This is a genomic window from Pseudomonas sp. B7(2017) (assembly GCF_002112745.1).
Classification (GTDB): Bacteria; Pseudomonadota; Gammaproteobacteria; order Pseudomonadales; family Pseudomonadaceae; genus Aquipseudomonas; species Aquipseudomonas ekonensis.
Map to the genome: position 1 here is coordinate 67,642 of NZ_NEIP01000016.1, position 17,753 is coordinate 85,394.

The following is a 17,753-nucleotide window of genomic DNA, read 5'->3' on the forward strand; positions in this document are numbered from 1 at the left end:
ACGCCTTTCGAATTCAGTCCATCGCGGGATACCGATGAAACGCTACGAAAAATTCGCCGACGACATCGCTGAACTGATCCGCTCCGGCGTCCTCGGGCCCGGCCAGCGGGTGCCGTCGGTGCGCTATGCCAGCCAGACCTACGGCGTCAGCCCGTCCACGGTGTTCCAGGCCTATTACCTGCTGGAGCGTCGCGGCCTGATCCGCGCCCGGCCGCGCTCGGGCTACTTCGTCAACACCCACGCCCCGAGCCCGTTCTCGGAGCCGGTGATCAGCAGCCAGGTCAACGAATCCACCGAGGTCGACGTCAGCGAACTGGTGTTCTCGGTGCTGGAGTCGATCAAGGATCCGGGCACCGTGCCGTTCGGCTCGGCCTTCCCCAGCCCGACCCTGTTTCCGTTGCAGCGCCTGTCGCGTTCGCTGGCCCACGCGGCGCGGGAGATGGACCCACGCATGGTGGTCACCGACATGTCGCCGGGCAACCCGCAGCTGCGCCGGCAGATCGCCCTGCGCTACATGGTCGGCGGGCTGATGCTGCCGATGGAAGAACTGCTGATCACCAACGGCGCCCTCGAAGCTCTGAACCTGTGCCTGCAAGCGGTGACCGAGCCCGGCGACCTGGTGGCCATCGAAGCCCCGGCGTTCTACGCCAGCCTGCAAGTGCTGGAGCGCCTGAAGCTCAAGGCCGTGGAAATCCCCGTGCACCCGCGCGACGGCATCGACCTGGGCGTGCTCGCCCAGACCCTGGAACGCCATCCGATCAAGGCCTGCTGGTGCATGACCAGTTTCCAGAACCCCATGGGCGCGACCATGCCCGAGGCCAAAAAACAGGAATTGGTGGAGCTGCTGCGCCGGCATCAGGTGCCGTTGATCGAGGACGACGTCTATGCCGAGCTCTACTACGGCCAGCAGGCGCCGAAGCCGGCCAAGGCGTTCGACACCGAAGGCCTGGTGATGCACTGCGGCTCGTTCGCCAAGAGCCTCGCCCCCGGCTACCGCATCGGTTGGGTCGCCGCCGGGCGCTACGCGCAGAAGATCGAGCGGCTGAAACTGATGACCTCGCTGTGCGCCTCGATGCCGGCCCAGGCGGCCATCGCCGACTACCTGCAGCACGGCGGCTACGACCGTCACCTGCGCAAGCTGCGCTATGCCCTGGAGGAACAGCAAAGCGCGATGCTGGCGGCCATCGCCCGGTACTTCCCGGCGCAGACCCGGGTCAGCCAGCCGGCGGGCGGCTACTTCCTGTGGCTGGAACTGCCGCCGCAGATGGACTCGCTGAAACTGTTCCAGATGGCCCTGGCCCAAGGCATCAGCATCGCCCCGGGACCGATCTTTTCGCCGACCCAGCGCTTTCGCAACTGCATCCGGCTGAACTACGGCAGCCCGTGGACCGAAGCGTCGGAGAAGGCGATGGAAACCCTGGGGCGGATCGTGCGGTCGTTCTGACCGCACTCCTTCACTCAATCAGACGCTCAGTGCTGGACAGATACGACGGATGACTCGTTCCGGGCCGAAGGCCGGCCGCCACCAACAACTGCCCTCCAGGCAACAGACTGGCCGTGTGTATGAACCGAGCGTGTGCCAGTTCGGCGCCGATGGCCCATTCATGGGTGTCAGGGTCAAAAACTTCGGTCATGTTGCCGGACTCCACGCTTAGGCCATCTCCGATCACCAGTACATGCCCTGAAGCCAGTCGCGTGACGCTGTGCCCCTTGCGGCCATGAACCATTGTCCCGCCAAGGCTCCAGCTGTCCGCTTGCGGGTCGTAGAGGTACGCATCCGCCCGTCCAGGATTGAACGGGGCATCAGCCCCGCCCACCACCAGGATCCGGCCATCGGCCAACCGCGTTGCCGTGTGCTGCATGCGCCTTTCGGGCAACGGCTGGACGGTACTCCACCCACCCGTGGCCGGATCAAACAACGAAGCGTCATCGATCGCCGCATTCAGTTGCGCCGAATACCCTCCCAACACCAGCAATTTTCCGGACGCCAACAAGGTCGCTGTGTGATCCATGCGGGCGAACGGAACATCGGCGGCGGCACGCCACCGGTTGGTGACCGGATCGTAGATTTCGACGCTGGCGAGCACCTGCCCCTGCCCTTGGGACTGATGGTTGCCCCCGCAGACCATGACATGTCCGCTGTCCAGGAGCGTTGCGGTATGGGCAAAGCGCGGAGTCTCAAGCGTCGCCGCCGCAACCCATTGATCCGTTGCCGGGGAATACAGCTCGACGCCGTTGATCGAGCCCACCGCCCCGCTGCCGGCAATGACCATGACCTGCCCGCTGTTCAGACAGACAGCGCGATGCCCCAAACGGGGTCCAGGCAACACAGCCACCCGCGTCCAGGCATTGTTTGACGGGCTGTAGCGTTCGACGTCTGACAGCGCGCCGGACAGCCCCTGGCCGAGATGATGCCAAGGCACCTGACCGCTCGCCCCGCGTGTACCGTCCGTCAGCCATGAAGCGGGCTCCATGCCATTGGTTCCGCCCACCACCAGCACATCGCCATCGGGCAGCACGGTCGCCGAGTGATAGGCCCGCAAAACGTTCATGGGGGCGGCCGGAACAAAGGAACCGTCGACGGTATTGTTCATCACAGTGCTCCATTGCAGATCGTCGGTACCCACGGGTGACGCAGCGACTGCCCCGTCACTCGTTTCGCCCAGACGAATCTAAAAGCCCCGCTCACAACCGTCTACTGTCAGAAGTAACAGGTGCACGCGGCGTCTTCGCTCAACGCCGCCCTCACACTCACACCACCTCGCGCACCAGCAACACCCGCGTCACCCGCCGCTCCTCGACCGCCATCACGGTCATCCGCCAGCCGTCGTGCTCCAGCCGGTCGCCGATCATCGGCAACCGGTCGAGCAGGCTCATCACCAGGCCGGCGAGGGTCTGGTAGTCCTCGGTGGCGGGCGCACCGAAACCGGTGCGCTGACGGATCCGCGCCAGGTTCAACGCACCGTTGACCAGGAAACCGCCCTGCTCCTCGACCACGTCGGGCCCCTCGATCTCGCTGGCGTCCGGCAACTCGCCGGCGATCGATTCGAGGATGTCGGTCATGGTCAGCACGCCGACGAAATCACCGAACTCGTTGACCACGAACGCGATGTGGGTCGAGGCGGCGCGCATCTGCTCCAGCGCGTTGAGGATCGAGTAGCTGTCGAGCAGGTTGATCGTCTGGCGCGCCAGGTGTTCGAGGTTCGGTTCGTGACCGGCCAGGTATTCCTTGAGCAGCTCCTTCTTGTGCACGAAGCCCAGCGGCTCGTCCACCGCGCCGTTGCGAACCAGCGGCAAACGCGAGTAGGACGAATGCATCAACCGCGTGCGGATCGTCTCGGCATCGTCGGCCAGGTCGATATGGTCGACGTCGGCGCGCACGGTCATCAAGGCACGGATCGGACGCTCGGCCAGTTGCAGCACGCCGCTGATCATCACCCGCTCGCGGCGGTCGAACAGCTCGGCGCTCGGCGCGTCGCCGTCATCCAGAAGGTCGGAGATTTCCTCGCCCACCTCCTCCACCGCCAGCTTGCGCCCGCCCAGCAGGCGCATCACCGCATGGGCCGTGCGCTCGCGCAGCGGCCGCAGGCCCTGCATCGAACGCTTGCGCCGGGCCCGGGCGATCTGGTTGAACACCTCGATCAGGATCGAGAAACCGATGGCGGCGTACAGGTAGCCTTTAGGGATGTGGAAGCCCAAGCCTTCGGCGGTCAGGGCGAAACCGATCATCATCAGGAAGCCCAGGCACAGCATGATCACTGTCGGGTGCGCGTTGACGAAGCGGGTCAGCGGCTTGCTGGCCACGATCATCAGGCCGATGGAGACGATCACCGCGATCATCATCACCGCCAGCTCATCGACCATGCCCACGGCCGTGATCACCGCGTCCAGCGAGAACACCGCATCGAGCACCACGATCTGCGCCACGATCGGCCAGAACAACGCGTAAGCGGTGTTGGCCGAACGCTGGCCGACGTGGCCTTCCAGCCGTTCGTGCAGTTCCATGGTGGCCTTGAACAACAGGAACACACCGCCGAACAGCATGATCAGGTCACGGCCGGAGAAGCTCTTGCCGAACACCTCGAACAGCGGCTGGGTCAGGGTGACCAGCCAGGAGATGCTCGCCAGCAGGCCCAGGCGCATGATCAAGGCCAGGGACAGGCCGATGATCCGTGCGCGGTCGCGCTGATGCGGCGGCAGCTTGTCCGCCAGGATCGCGATGAACACCAGGTTGTCGATGCCGAGCACCAGCTCCAGCACGATCAACGTCAAAAGGCCCAGCCAGGCCGTGGGATCCGCTAACCATTCCATATTCTGTCTCGGTCTCTCTTCAGTGTTTTCGGGCTGCCGGGCACGGCAAAGTGCGACGCGAAAGCCCGAAGGCTGCGCCATCAACGATAGTCGGGAGTCGGAAGACCGGATGCTGCGAGTGCGTCAAGACCGCGCCTGGGCGCGAGAGGAAGGGGCGACTGGGAGGCTCCGTGAGGGTGTTCATGCAAGTCCTGAATGGGAAAAAGGACTTGGAGAGTACAGGCTGAGGCGGCCATCGCCACAGCGGCAAATCATTTCAAAATCTGTAAAGCACCTCGCCGGAGCGGTGGCCGGGATGGCCTCATCGCGGGCAAGCCCGCTCCCACAAGGATCTCAGTTGTACTCGGAACTCGCGTTCGCCGCAAAACACTGTGGGAGCGGGCTTGCCCGCGATGGGGCCGCCACAGACTAACGCTTGATCGACGACAGCAGCCGCTCGGCATTCGCCCCGCAGCTCATGCCTTCGGGCCGCGACAGGATGCCGTCGATCACCTCCAGCAACCGTGCCCGGCTCTGCGCCAGGTGCCGCTGCATGGCCTCGATCTCCTGGACCTTGCCCCGCAGGCTGGTCACCAGTTCGTCCTGGTCGTACTCGCCGGTGACGGCGTCCGGCAGCAGCAGCTTGAGTTCATCCAGGGAGAATCCCGCGCGCTGGGCGCTCTGGATGATGTGCAGGGTCTGCAGCACCTGCGGCGAGTAGCGCCGGTAGCCGTTGCCCAGCCGCTCGACCTTGGGGATCAGGCCCTGAGCCTCGTAGAAGCGGATCCTTGAGGCGCTCAGCCCGCTCTGTTGCGCCAGTTCACCGATTTTCATGGACACCTCGCATTCCTGCTTGACCTTAAACTTGACTTTAAGCTTAGCCTCGCTTCATCACTGATGAGGAGTCAAGCATGTCGCCCTTCAACACCCTGAATCTGCCCAACGGCCAGACCGTCGGCAACCGCATCGCCAAGGCGTCCATGGAGGAAAACCTCGCTGACGCCGACCAGGCCCCCTCCGCCGCCCTGTACCGTCTGTACCAGGCCTGGGCCGACGGCGGCGCCGGCCTGCTTTTGACCGGCAACGTCATGATCGACCGCCGCGCCATGACCGGCCCCGGCGGCGTGGTGCTGGAGGATGAGCGTCATTTGGCGCAGTTCCGCCGTTGGGCCGAGATCGGCCGCTCCGGCGGCGCGCAGTTGTGGATGCAACTCAACCACCCCGGCCGCCAGACCTTCGCCAACCTGGGCCAGCCGGCCCTGGCGCCGTCGGCGGTGGCGCTGGAGATGGGCGCGTTCTCCAAGCTGTTCGCCGAACCCCGGCCGATGAGCGAAAGCGATATCGAAGAGGTCATCCAGCGCTTCGCCACCAGCGCCGCCCTGGCGGAAAAGGCCGGTTTCACCGGTATCCAGATCCATGCGGCCCACGGCTACCTGCTCAGCCAGTTCCTGTCGCCGCTGACCAACCGCCGCACCGACCGCTGGGGCGGCTCGCTGGAAAACCGCGCGCGCCTGCTGCTGTCGGTGATCGAAGCGGTGCGTCAGGCGGTTTCGCCGCAGTTCTGCGTGGCGGTGAAGCTCAATTCGGCGGACTTCCAGCGCGGCGGCTTCGACACCCACGATGCGCGTCAGGTGATCGAATGGCTCAACGAGCGGCCCGTGGATCTGCTGGAGCTGTCCGGCGGCAGCTACGAGGCCCCGGCCATGCAGGGCGAGGCGCGGGACGGCCGCACCCTGGCCCGCGAGGCGTTCTTCCTGGAGATGGCCAGCGAACTGGCCGGCGTGGCACGGATGCCGGTGATGGTCACCGGCGGCATCCGCCGCCTGCCGATCGTCGAACAGGTGCTCGACAGCGGCCTCGACATGGCGGGCATCGCCACGGCGCTGGCCATCGAGCCGGGCCTGGTCAACCACTGGCGCGCCGGCCGTCCGAGCGAGCCGCAACTGCCGCCGATCCGTTGGAAGCGCAAACCGCTGGCGTCGCTGGCCAACATGGCCGTGGTGCGCTTCCAGATGGCCCGCCTGAGCCGGGGGCGCAAGACCAGGCCCGAGGTGTCGGCGCTGTGGGCGCTGATCCTCGACCGGTTGTACCTGGGGCGACGTACGCGGCAGTACCGGCAGGCGATGTCTGACTGACGCCCGTGGTTGCGACGCTCGCCGTCACCAGACCGCTCCGGCGGTGCGTCAGCCGTCAAACGAGTAGCGCTGGATGATGGCGACGTACTTCTTCACTCGATGGCGAGGCGGCTTCTTCTGCTTGGCGATCAAGTCCGCGTATATCGCCATTATTTCCCTGAAGCGCTCAAATTCGGCGAGATTCTCAGCGGATGGGTCGAGGCTGACCAGGCCTTTCAGCTCGTTCATTTCAAAGGTGTCACTCTTCGATCTGAGAGGCTGCAGCAAACTCGAAAAACACAACGGGGTGCCCAGCGCCACCGCCAGCAAGGTCAGCAGCGCTTTGTATTCACCCCCCTCGAGTGCCCGGAGGTCATCGGGCTTGAGGCTGACCTTGATCAGGCGATAGACATTCAGGAAACGCAGCGCGCGTCGAGGGGAGGACCCCATGTACCTTGCCAGCAGTTGCAGCGCCTCAGTCTCACCGGAGGAGATCTTCAACATTTCGGCTGGAACAGTTTGAATGCCGACGGCTCCTTCCGTTTCGTTTAGACCCGTTGGCACTTTGTCAGTCTGATCAGCGCCCCTTACCCTCTTCAACTGTGCTTGCAGAAACTGCTCACTGGCTACGCTGTCCATCGGGCGCATCCAGTAAGGGATCTGAAAGATCTTTTCCAGGTAGTCAGACACAGAGGCCGTCTGTTGCTGCTGGCCGTTCGCAGCCATCAAGTTGGGGTAGTGATCGAGCAAGGCCTGACGCACCCAACGCACATCCACCGCGACCATCACCACGAACAAGGGAAAGGTCAGCAGCAGATGCACCGCCTGCAGCACCTCGACGACTTTGTCCGGCGGACAGCGATCCAGGTCGTCGATGTACAGGGCGATCCGTTTGAAGGATCGGACTTCCTCAGGGGAATGCGTGGCCGCCGCCCGCAGCTTCTGGATGTCTCCGTCGTCCAGGAACGTTTTGTTGGCCTCCAGGAACGCATCCATTTTCAGCAGAAATGCAGCGCGCTCCGCCTCGACCGAATCCCGGAGGCTGCCCGCTTCCGTCACGTTGAACGCCAACTCCTCGAAGTCCTTGCGCACCGTGGCGATCAATCCAAGATGTTGCGCATAGTCGCCGTCCGTCGCGCGGGCCCGGACGAACTTCTTCAGGCGCCCGGCACCGGTTCCTTGAGAGAAATCGTGAGTGGCGAGCGCCAATTGTTCGCTGGTGACTTGCACCAAGGCCTTTGCCTCGTCGACGCTGGCATTCGCCTTGGCTTGCCTCTGAACGGCGTGCTCTAGCGCTTTCTTCTGTTCGGCCAGTCGGCTATCGATGGCTTTGTCCAGCGCCCTCTTGCCCGCCTCCAACTGCTTCAACGCCCCGCGGGCCTTGCCCCAGACCCAGCGCAGTCGGGCAGTCACCGCTGCCACCGCTACACTCGCCAACATCAAGCCGTCCTGCAGACCTTGCAGGAAAGGGAGTCGTGCCTTGAGGATTGCCACACCCTCTGTCGCCATCCAAGGCATCGCCAAGACCAACACGACAAAGGCACCGACGTTCCACCAGCTCAGCAGTTGGGACTTGTATCCGCGGGCCAGCAACCTAGCCTTTCCCGCTTCCTCATGCAGGGCATCGGATACGCTCTGGAAAGCCTCGGCACGCTCGGTCAAGGCATCGATTCCAAGGATCTTGGCCGCCTTCGCGAACTCGTCTTTTGCGTCTTTGATCTCTTGGCCGGCATCCGCGCCGTTGAACACCTCACTCAACGCCGCAAGATAGACAGACGGCGTAGTCGCGGTCTTGGCTTGAACCTCTTCGAGCGCCTGGCGGGCCTTGAGCAGTTGCTCTGCGGCCGCACGCTGGTCTCGACGGCGACGAACCAGCTCCTTGGCAGCGTCCAGCGTCAGCATTCGCGAAGTGGACAGGTGTTCGAGCAACGGGTCGCGAACCTCGGGATTGTGCTTCGTGTACCAACGGTCCAGCTCGACGAATATATGGCTGACCAGACTGGCCCACAGGTTCGTCTCCGCGTAATGCCAGGCATTGAACCGAATCTGCACGACATCCGTATGGAATTCCTTCGAGCCTGCTTCCGGGGCCTGGGCACTTGCCTTTCCCTGGCTGAGGCGTTCGATGTGCTGATGGATCAGGCGCATGAAAAAGGACTTGCCGCTGCCCCAGTTGCCGAACAGCCCAATGGCAAGCGGCGGCATGACATCTTTCGCTACGGCCAGGCGCGCAAAGGCTTTCGCCTCATCGTTGGCGCCCAGACGGTCATCCAGGTCAGACGCCCATGGATCGTCGTTTTGGGTGACGGCGATAGAGGTGGTGCCGGGACGGGAACCCCGTGTGTTTCCCTTCCCCCCCGGGACGTTCGTCACCTCGTCAGTCTTCTTTTTGTCGTCCGACGATGACAGCCCGTTCGGATTGTTTTCCGGTGGCGCAGAAGCCCCCTGGTCTGGATCCCGCACTCGCTGCTGGTCATTTTTCAGATCGGAAGGCGATAGCGAGGTCGTGTAGAACTTTGCTCTTTGATTCCTTGGGGACACCGATGAGCTCGGCTCGTCGTCACGGTTTACGGGTTCATCACTTTCTCTGTCCACGTAACACTCCATCGCATCCACAACATAAAAAACGCATTCAGATGTACAGGCCTGAACGTCCCGTTCCGGCTTGCTACCGCCCGGAAAACCGCAACCGCGACAACTGCCGCAAATCCCCGTCGACGTAATAGTCATCCGTCCAGCTGTCATCCGCCGCCAGCGGCTGCACCTGCTTGAGATCCAGTTTCTTGGCGAAATAGCGGAAGCGGTAATGCTCGTAGAAGCGCAGCAATTCCAGGCCGTAGCGGTCCGCCAGGTCGGTGTCGCCGCGGATGATCAGGAAGTTTTCGTCGTTGCCGTTGCTGGCCGAGGTGCTGAGGTTGTGGCTGCCGCTGATGATGGTCGGGGCGTCCGTGGTGAAGTCGGTGACCACCGCTTTGGTGTGCACCAGCAGGTTGCCCTTCTGGCCTTTCATGTTTTCCCGCAGCCAGCCTTCAAGGCCCGTGTTGAGCAGCGCAGTGGCGGCGAACTCGGCGGTGCGGTCGGCATGGAAGCCGGTGATCCGGCTCGCGGTGTTCTGCAGGCCGTAGCGCAGGATGTCGTCGTGAGGCTGGCCGAGCAAGGCGTTGAGGATCGGGTCGGGCAAGTCGAATGCGGTGACGAACAGCACGTCCTTTTTCGCCGCGTTGATGATGTCGACGAACTCGCGCAGGTCGGCGCCGCCGGAGCGCGGCGAAAACCCGGCGAACAGCGGTTTGGCCGGATCCATCGGATTGACGTCGGTGATCCAGTCGCGGGTGGCGCCGACATCGGCAGGCGTCGTCCAGATTTCCTCGAAGGTGCGCAGGTAGCTGGCGGCGATGGCCGGATCGTCCAGCACATGCACCACGTTGGCCTGGCGGTAGACGCCGTTGGCGGTGAAGTTGGTGCTGCCGCACAGCACCGCTTGTGGCTGGCGCACGCCGCCGGCATCGAGGCGGCTCAAGACGATGAACTTGTCGTGGAAGATGTTGTGGGTGACCCGCCCGCGCTTGCTGGCCTCTGGCAGGTGCGCCAGGCTCGCTTGGTTGATCGTGGTGTCTTCGTCGTCGGGCCGGGCGTGGTACAGCACCCGCACCTGCACCCCACGGTCGAATGCCGCGTTCACCGTGTCGATGATGGCTTGCAGTTGGTATTCGTAGATTGCGATGTCCAGCGCCCACTGGCCGTCGGTGGCGCGCTGGATGAAGCCTTGCAGACGCCCGAGCAGGCCGTTCTCCAGCCATTGGCGCGCCGCGTCGGGCCAGGCTTCGATGGGCAGGTTGCGGTTGGCGCTGATCTGCGCGTCAAGGTCCGGGAACTTGCGCTGGAAGGCTTGGCTGGCCGCGACGGCACGGTTGAAGATCACGCTTTGGTTGGCCGGGTGGCCGTCGTCGGAGCGGATGGTCAGCTCCAGCGATTCGCCGAGCGCGGGGGCGTCCGGCGTGCCGTAGGCCAGGTGCACGCGGTAATGGATCGTCATGCCGGGGTTCACGGCGTAGTCGGCCCAGCGAAATTTCTGCAAAGGGGCCAGGTCGCTCGGGGTGGCGTGGAACTCCGGCCGGGTGTGCGCCTTGCCGGGGAAGGTCAGGCTGTTGAACAGGAACAGCCACGGCTTGTCGCCCTGCTGCTTCTCGATGGCGAAACCGAGCAGGCCCTTGCGCCGGGGTTCGGCGACGTCCATGGCGAGCAGCACGCCGTTGGTGCCGGCGTAGGCCTTGACGCGGAAATCGTCCTGGGGGTTGGCGACCAGTACGCGCATGGTTCACTCCTTGTGATGGGCTGGGGTGCAGCATAGAGCAGCGCGGGGGGTTTTACGCGGTGGATCAGGCGAAAGCGATGCGGAATGTGCCGACGTCATCGCTGGCTTGCCAGCGATGGCGGTGGGTCAGCGAGCAGAGATGTCGACTGTGTTGGCCTCATCGCTTGCAGGCAAGCTCCTACAGGGTTCTGTGGGGTACATGGATATTGCGGATAACCGGGATCCCTTGTGGGAGCCAGCCTGCTGGCGATGGCGCTGGGTCAGCTCAGGTGCAGCTCATCGATGTGCCGGTATTCGGCCTCCAGCGCCGTCGCCAGCTGCCGGGCGCGGCCCAGGCGGATCGGTCCGCGTTCGATGTCGATCAACAGGCCCGGGCACGCCAGCGCCGGCAGGCCCCCCAGATCCTTCAGGCGCCCGTCCGTCACCACCAGCAACCGTTGCCGTTCCGCCGGGAAACGCTGGCGGCGCAGCGTCAGCCATTGCCCGGCCTCTGCGAGCGCCGCCAGCAGCGGCGTGCCGCCCCCGGCCCCCAAGCCGTCGAGCCAGGCCCGCAGGCCACTGCCGGACTTGAGCCCCTGCACCTGCCACTTCGGCGCTGCGCCGCTGGCGGTGAGCAAGGCCAGGCGCGCGCGCTGCCGGTAGGCGTCGTCGAACACCTGGGCGAGCAGCCCCTTGGCATCGCTCAGGGCCTGATGGCGACGGGTCGAGCCGGACGCATCGACGATCACCAGCCACAGTTCATAGGGCGTGCGGGTGCGCATCTGCAACAGCAGGTCCGCCCGGCACCGTGGCCGACCGTTGAGCAAGGTGCCCGGCCAGTTCACCGAGCCGCTGCGGGCGGCGTGGCGCCGCCCTTGCCTGCCGTTGTCGAGCCGTCCGGCGCGGGGTCTGGCATTCGCCCCCGCGTCGGACCGGGGGCGAATGCCTAGGGCTTTTTTGGCCAGTGCGGCACTTCGCGGCGGGCACCGGTGGCTTGCGCCGGCGCAGGCATCTCACCCCATTGGCCCTGCCCTTCGCGGCTGTCGGCCTGGCTGTCGGCGGGAGACTGTGCCGGTGCCTGCGCAGGCGGCGAAGGCTGTACGCGACGGCGGTGGCGCAAGGCGAATTCGGCCACCGCGTCGATGTCCTGCCCTTCGATCGCGCCGGCGCCGCGCCAGGCCGCATGGGCCCGGGCCGCCCGCAGCCAGACCAGGTCCGCCCGCAAGCCATCGACGCCGGCGGCGAAGCAACGCTCGGTGATCTGCGCCAGGGCGTCATCGTCCAGCGGAATGTCCGCAAGCCTGTCGCGGGCGCTGCGGCAGCGCTCGCGCAGGGCTTGCTGCTCGCCTTCCCATTGCGCGCAGAACCCTTCGGGGTCACTGTCGAAGTCGAGCCGGCGACGGATGATCTGCCCGCGCTCGGCCGGTGCCGTGTGCCCGCCCAAGGCGACGTTGAGGCCAAAGCGGTCCAGCAACTGCGGCCGCAGTTCGCCCTCCTCCGGGTTCATGGTGCCGATCAGGACGAACTTCGCCGAGTGCCGGTGGGAAATGCCGTCGCGCTCGATCAGGTTGGTGCCGCTGGCGGCCACGTCGAGCAGCAGATCCACCAGATGGTCGGGCAGCAAGTTCACCTCATCGACGTACAGCACGCCGCCGTCGGCCTTGGCCAACACGCCCGGCGAAAACTGCGCGCGGCCTTCGCCCAGCGCGGCATCCAGATCCAGCGTGCCCACCAGCCGCTCTTCGGTGGCGCCCAACGGCAAGGTGACGAACTGACCGCCGTTGAGCAGGTCCGCCAGCCCCCGGGCCAGGGTCGACTTGGCCATGCCCCGCGGGCCCTCGATCAGCACGCCGCCGATCTTCGGGTCGATGGCGGTCAGGCACAGGGCCAGTTTCAGGTCATCGGCGCCGACCACGGCGGACAGAGGGAAATGGTAGGTGTCGGTCATCTATCGGTACTCAATCAAGGTCGGGCCTGGGGCAACTGCGGGAGCGAGCAGGCTCGCGATCGCGGTGGAGCAGGCAACCCAAGGGATACTGGGGCAAGGCTATCGCGAGCAGGCTCGCTCCTACAGGGGTATGGGTCAGGTCTCTTCTTCTATATCCAGCAACAGGTTCTCCAGCGCCTCGCGGTACGCGCCCGGATCCTGCCACATCCCCCGCTGCTGCGCCTCCAGCATCCGCTCGGTCATGTCCCGCAGGGCATGGGGGTTGTGCTCGCGCACGAACTCGCGGGTCGAAGGATCCAGCAGATAGGCGTCGGCAAGCAAGGCGTACTGGTGGTCGTCGATCAGCTGCGTGGTGGCATCGAAGGCGAACAGGTTGTCCACGGTCGCCGCCAGTTCGAACGCGCCTTTATAGCCGTGGCGCTTGACCCCGTCGATCCATTTCGGATTGGCCGCCCGGGAACGGATCACCCGGTTGAGCTCTTCCTTGAGGGTGCGGATCTTCGGCAGGTCCGGTTGGCTGTGGTCGCCGTGATAGCTGGCGGCGGCCTCGCCGCGCAGGCTCTCCACCGCCGCGAGCATGCCGCCCTGGAACTGGTAGTAGTCGTTGGAATCGAGCAGGTCGTGTTCGCGGTTGTCCTGGTTGTGCAGCACCGCCTGTACCTGACTCAGGCGCCGGGCGAACCGGTCGCGGGCGGCGGTGCCTTCATCGGATCCGCCGTAGGCGTAGGCGCCCCAGTTCAGGTAGACCTCGGCCAGGTCCTCGCGGGTCTGCCACAGGCGTGCGTCGATGGCGCCTTGCACGCCCGCGCCATAGGCGCCCGGCTTGGCACCGAAGATCCGCCAGCCGGCCTGGCGCCGGGCGGCCTCTTCGTCCAGCCCCGACTGCACCAGCGCTGCACGTTCGGCGCGCACCTTGGCGGCCAGCGGGTTGAGGTCGTCCGGCTCGTCGAGTTCGGCCACCGCCTGCACGGCGGCGTCGAACAGGCGGATCAGGTTGGCGAAGGCATCGCGGAAGAACCCGGACACCCGCAGCGTCACGTCGACCCGGGGCCGGTCGAGCAGGCTCAGCGGCAGGATCTCGAAATCGTCCACCCGCTGGCTGCCGGTGGCCCACACCGGGCGCACGCCCATCAGCGCCATGGCCTGGGCGATGTCGTCGCCGCCGGTGCGCATGGTTGCCGTGCCCCACACCGACAGGCCGATCTGGCGCAGGTGGTCGCCATGGTCCTGCAAATGCCGCTCAAGGATCAGGCTGGCGGACTGGAAGCCGATGCGCCACGCAGTGGTGGTCGGCAGGTTGCGCACGTCCACCGAATAGAAGTTGCGCCCGGTGGGCAACACATCGAGGCGGCCGCGGCTCGGCGCACCGCTGGGGCCGGCGGGCACGAAACGACCGTCCAGGGCATCGAGCAGGCCACGCATCTCCGCCGGCCCACAGGCGTCCAGGCGCGGGGCGATGACCTCGCGCAGGTTCGCCAGGATCTCATTGACCGGGGCCCAGCGAGGTTCCTTTGGATGCGAATCGGTCGTGCCTTCAGCATTGCGTTCAACGGACACACCGCTCCCACAGGGGGACGGCGTCGTCGAGGCGATCAATTGGGCGGCGAACAACTCCAGCCGTTCGCGGGTATCGCCGCAGGTGCGCCAGGCCTCGTCGCTGACCGCTTGCAGTTCATCCGGGCGCGGGCCGGCCCACGGTTCGGCCAATGCGCAATCCAACGGGTCGAAACCCAGCCCGAACGCCTTGGCCAGCGCCCGCAGCAGGCTCGACTGCGCGCCCTTGCCGTCGCCCCGGGGGATGCGCAGCAAAGCCAGCAACGTGTCGGTGCGCAGCGGCCCGGTGGGCGACTCGCCGAACACGTGCAGGCCGTCGCGGATCTGCGATTCCTTCAGGTCGCACAGGTAGGTGTCCAAGCGCGGCAGCCACACCGCCGCATCCGCATCGCTGTCGAGCGCGGCATCCAGTTGCAGTTCGCGGTCGATCTGCGTGTCACGCACCAGTTGCAGGATGTCGCGCTGCAGTTCGCGGGCGCGGCGCGGGTCGAGCAGTTGCGCTTCGTAGTACTCGTCCGCCAGCAACTCCAGGTTGCGCAGCGGGCCGTAGGTTTCGGCGCGGGTCAGCGGCGGCATCAGGTGGTCGATGATCACCGCCTGCGTGCGGCGCTTGGCCTGGGCGCCCTCGCCGGGGTCGTTGACGATGAACGGATAGATGTTCGGCAAAGGCCCGAGCAACGCGTCCGGCCAGCACTGATCGGACAGCCCCACCCCCTTGCCCGGCAGCCATTCGAGGTTGCCGTGCTTGCCGACGTGGATCAGCGCGTGGGCGCCGTAGGTGCGGCGCAGCCAGAAGTAGAACGCCAGATAGCCGTGGGGCGGCACAAGGTCCGGGTCGTGGTAGACCGCGCTCGGATCGATCTGATAACCCCGCGCCGGCTGGATGCCGACGAAGGTCAGGCCAAAGCGCAGGCCGGCGACCATCATGCGGTTGTCGCGGCACATCGGGTCTTGCTGCGGCGTGCCCCAGCGCTCCAGCACCGCCGCGCGGTTGGCGTCGGGCAAGGCGTCGAACATCGCCAGGTACTCGTCCATGCCTAGGCTTTGCTGGCAGGGGCGCTGGTCGAGAGTGTCAAGATCGTTGCTGACGCCGCCGAGCAACTGGCGGATCAGGTCGGTGCCGCTGGCCGGGAGTTCGGCGGGCAGCGGATAGCCGTGCTGATGAAGCGCCCTGAGGATGTTCAGGGCCGCCGCCGGCGTATCCAGGCCGACGCCGTTGCCGATGCGTCCGTCACGGGTCGGGTAGTTGGCCAGGATCAGCGCCACGCGCTTTTCGTGGTTCGGCACACGGGCCAGGTCAGCCCAGCGCCGCGCCAGTTCGGCGACGAAATCCATGCGTTCCGGTTGCGCCCGGTAGCAGACGACGTCCGATTGGCTGCGTTCGCTGCGCCAGGCCAGATCCTTGAAGCTGATCGGCCGGCTGATGATCCGCCCGTCCAGTTCCGGCAAGGCGATGTGCATCGCCAGGTCGCGCGGGCCCAGGCCTTGTTCACTGGCGCGCCAGCCGGGTTCGTTGTCCTGGGCGCAGATGGCCTGGATCACCGGGATGTCGCGGCGGAACGGCCGCAGGTGCGGCGCCTCCGGGCTGGACTGGGCGAACCCGGTGGTGTTGAGGATCACGCCGGTTTCGGTTTCGTCCAGCCAGTCCTCGACCACCGTCAGGCAGCCGGGCTCCTTCAGGCTCGCCACCGCGATGGGCAACGGGTTGAGCCCCGCCGCCTGCAAGCGCTGGCAGAACACATCGATGAACGCCGTGTTGGCCGCCTGCAAATGCGAGCGGTAGAACAACACCGCCGCCACCGGCCGGCCGGCTTGCCAATCGGCCTGCCAGTCGCCCAGGGCGGCGGTGCTTTTATTCGGGTGATAGATCGCCGTGCGCGGCAGCGCCTGCGGTTCGCCCCAGGCGTAGGGGCGATCCAGCCAGCGGTTGGCCAGGCAACGGAAGAAATCCAGCGCATTGCCCAGGCCGCCCTGGCGCAGGAACTGCCAGAGCCGGTCGCGGTCCTCGGCGCCGACGGTGCTCAGGCCGCTGAGTTCCGGGTCGGGCCGGTCGTCGCCCGGCACCAGGATCACCTGCACCCCGCGCCCGGCCAGCTCCACCAGGCGCTCGACGCCGTAGCGCCAATAGGCGATGCCGCCGTGCAGGGAGATCAGGATCACTTTGGCGTGGCGCAGCACTTCGTCGACGTACAGATCGACCGAGGCATGGTTCTGCACCTGCATCGGGTTGGCCAGACGCAGGCTCGGATAGTCGTCGGGCAACTGCTGCGCGGCTTCGGCGAGCAGCGCCAGGCTGGAATCGCCGCTGCACAGGATCACCAGTTCGGCGGGGGTCTGTCCAAGGTCGGCAATATTGTCATCCGACACGAAACCGCCGGGCTGGGTCCTGAGCAGGTGCATGGCTTACACGCTGAGCGCGGCGCGCAGTTGCGCTTCGAGCTGGGCGGCGTCCAGTTTCTGGCCGATCAGCACCAGACGGGTGATGCGCGCCTCGTCTGCGCCCCACTGGCGGTCGAAGTGCTTGTCGAAACGGGTGCCCACGCCCTGGATCAGCAGGCGCATTGGCTTGTTCGGGATCGCCGCGAAGCCCTTGACCCGCAGGATGCCGTGCTGAACCACCAGTTGGGTCAACGCGTCGAGCAGCAGGCTTTCGTCGGCCTGCGGCAGTTCGATGGAAATCGAATCGAAGGCGTCATGGTCATGGTCGTCGTGGTCATCGCCGTCATGGTGGTGGTCGTGATGGCTGTGGCGACCGTCGATGTGTTCCTCGGAACCGGCGCCCAGGCCGATCAGCACGTCCAGCGGCAGGCGGCCGTTGCTGGCTTCGACGATCTTGACCGCCGGCGGCAGCTCTTCGGCGACTTCCAGGCGCACGCGGGCCAGGTCTTCGGCGCTGGCCTGGTCGGCCTTGTTGAGGATGACGAGGTCGGCGCTGGCCAGTTGGTCGGCGAACAGTTCGTGCAGCGGCGATTCGTGGTCCAGGTTCGGGTCGAGCTTGCGTTGGGCGTCGACCTGATCCGGGAACGCGGCGAAGGTGCCGGCGGCCACGGCCGGGCTGTCGACCACGGTGATCACCGCGTCGACGGTGCAGGCGTTGCGGATTTCCGGCCACTGGAAGGCCTGCACCAGCGGCTTGGGCAGCGCCAGGCCGGAGGTTTCGATCAGGATGTGGTCGAGGTCGCCGCGACGGGCCACCAGCTCGCGCATCACCGGGAAGAACTCTTCCTGCACCGTGCAGCACAGGCAGCCGTTGGCCAGTTCGTAGACGCGGCCGGTGGCCTCTTCTTCGGTGCAGCCGATGGTGCATTGCTTGAGGATTTCGCCGTCGATGCCCAGTTCGCCGAACTCGTTGACGATCACCGCGATGCGGCGGCCCTGGGCATTGTCGAGCATGTGCCGCAGCAGGGTGGTCTTGCCCGAGCCGAGGAAGCCGGTGACGATGGTGACGGGGAGTTTGGCCAGTGTTTTCATCGGATGCCCTTTGGCGAGGTGGCGGGCATGCGGGACGAGAGCCGGCGACGCGCTTGCGCGCCGGGAGCGTTCGCCACCGGAT

At 65.8% G+C, this 17,753-nt stretch carries 11 protein-coding genes; 2 read left to right on the forward strand and 9 right to left on the reverse strand.

The window, feature by feature from the left end; genetic code table 11:
* The first annotated feature begins 34 nt into the window (after positions 1-34).
* Positions 35-1,444 carry a GntR family transcriptional regulator MpaR gene (gene mapR / locus CAG29_RS23245; RefSeq protein ID WP_085586121.1) on the forward strand — a complete coding sequence of 470 codons (1,410 nt, stop codon included), beginning with the start codon at positions 35-37 and terminating at the stop codon, positions 1,442-1,444.
* Positions 1,445-1,454: 10 nt separating this feature from the next.
* Here mapR and CAG29_RS23250 read toward each other — a convergent pair whose 3' ends face one another.
* From CAG29_RS23250 to CAG29_RS23260, 3 genes are all read right to left on the reverse strand, one after another.
* Positions 1,455-2,594 carry a kelch repeat-containing protein gene (locus CAG29_RS23250; RefSeq protein WP_085695204.1) on the reverse strand — a complete coding sequence of 380 codons (1,140 nt, stop codon included), beginning with the start codon at positions 2,592-2,594 and terminating at the stop codon, positions 1,455-1,457.
* Between the two features lie 157 nt (positions 2,595-2,751).
* A complete protein-coding gene (locus tag CAG29_RS23255; RefSeq protein ID WP_085586125.1) occupies positions 2,752-4,311 on the reverse strand; it encodes a TerC family protein in 1,560 nt (519 codons plus the stop codon).
* A 408-nt stretch (positions 4,312-4,719) separates the two neighbouring features.
* A complete protein-coding gene (locus CAG29_RS23260) occupies positions 4,720-5,124 on the reverse strand; it encodes a MerR family transcriptional regulator (RefSeq protein ID WP_085633150.1) in 405 nt (134 codons plus the stop codon).
* 77 nt (positions 5,125-5,201) lie between these two features.
* Here CAG29_RS23260 and CAG29_RS23265 point away from each other — a divergent pair, with 77 nt between their 5' ends.
* Positions 5,202-6,425 carry an NADH:flavin oxidoreductase/NADH oxidase family protein gene (locus tag CAG29_RS23265; protein WP_085586129.1) on the forward strand — a complete coding sequence of 408 codons (1,224 nt, stop codon included), beginning with the start codon at positions 5,202-5,204 and terminating at the stop codon, positions 6,423-6,425.
* Positions 6,426-6,473: 48 nt separating this feature from the next.
* Here the strand turns inward: CAG29_RS23265 and CAG29_RS23270 are convergent, their stop codons facing one another.
* From CAG29_RS23270 to cobW, 6 genes are all read right to left on the reverse strand, one after another.
* The gene (locus tag CAG29_RS23270; RefSeq protein ID WP_170930393.1) at positions 6,474-8,999 is read right to left on the reverse strand and encodes a P-loop NTPase fold protein; all 2,526 of its coding nucleotides are present in this window, start codon (positions 8,997-8,999) and stop codon (positions 6,474-6,476) included.
* A 73-nt stretch (positions 9,000-9,072) separates the two neighbouring features.
* Positions 9,073-10,719: a phospholipase D-like domain-containing protein gene (locus CAG29_RS23275; RefSeq protein ID WP_085639072.1), complete on the reverse strand. Its 1,647-nt coding sequence runs from the start codon at positions 10,717-10,719 to the stop codon at positions 9,073-9,075.
* Positions 10,720-10,979: 260 nt separating this feature from the next.
* Positions 10,980-11,663, reverse strand: a complete 684-nt coding sequence (locus CAG29_RS23280) for a magnesium chelatase (protein ID WP_368665199.1) — start codon at positions 11,661-11,663, stop codon at positions 10,980-10,982.
* On the reverse strand, positions 11,645-12,646 hold the full coding sequence (locus tag CAG29_RS23285; RefSeq protein WP_085633142.1) for an ATP-binding protein: 1,002 nt from the start codon (positions 12,644-12,646) through the stop codon (positions 11,645-11,647). The genes CAG29_RS23280 and CAG29_RS23285 overlap by 19 nt, the downstream gene beginning before the upstream one ends.
* A 135-nt stretch (positions 12,647-12,781) precedes the next feature.
* Entirely contained in the window at positions 12,782-16,600 is a 3,819-nt protein-coding gene (gene cobN, locus CAG29_RS23290; RefSeq protein ID WP_085695205.1) for a cobaltochelatase subunit CobN, read from the reverse strand.
* Between the two features lie 3 nt (positions 16,601-16,603).
* Entirely contained in the window at positions 16,604-17,671 is a 1,068-nt protein-coding gene (gene cobW / locus CAG29_RS23295) for a cobalamin biosynthesis protein CobW (RefSeq protein WP_085695206.1), read from the reverse strand.
* Positions 17,672-17,753 lie beyond the last annotated feature (82 nt).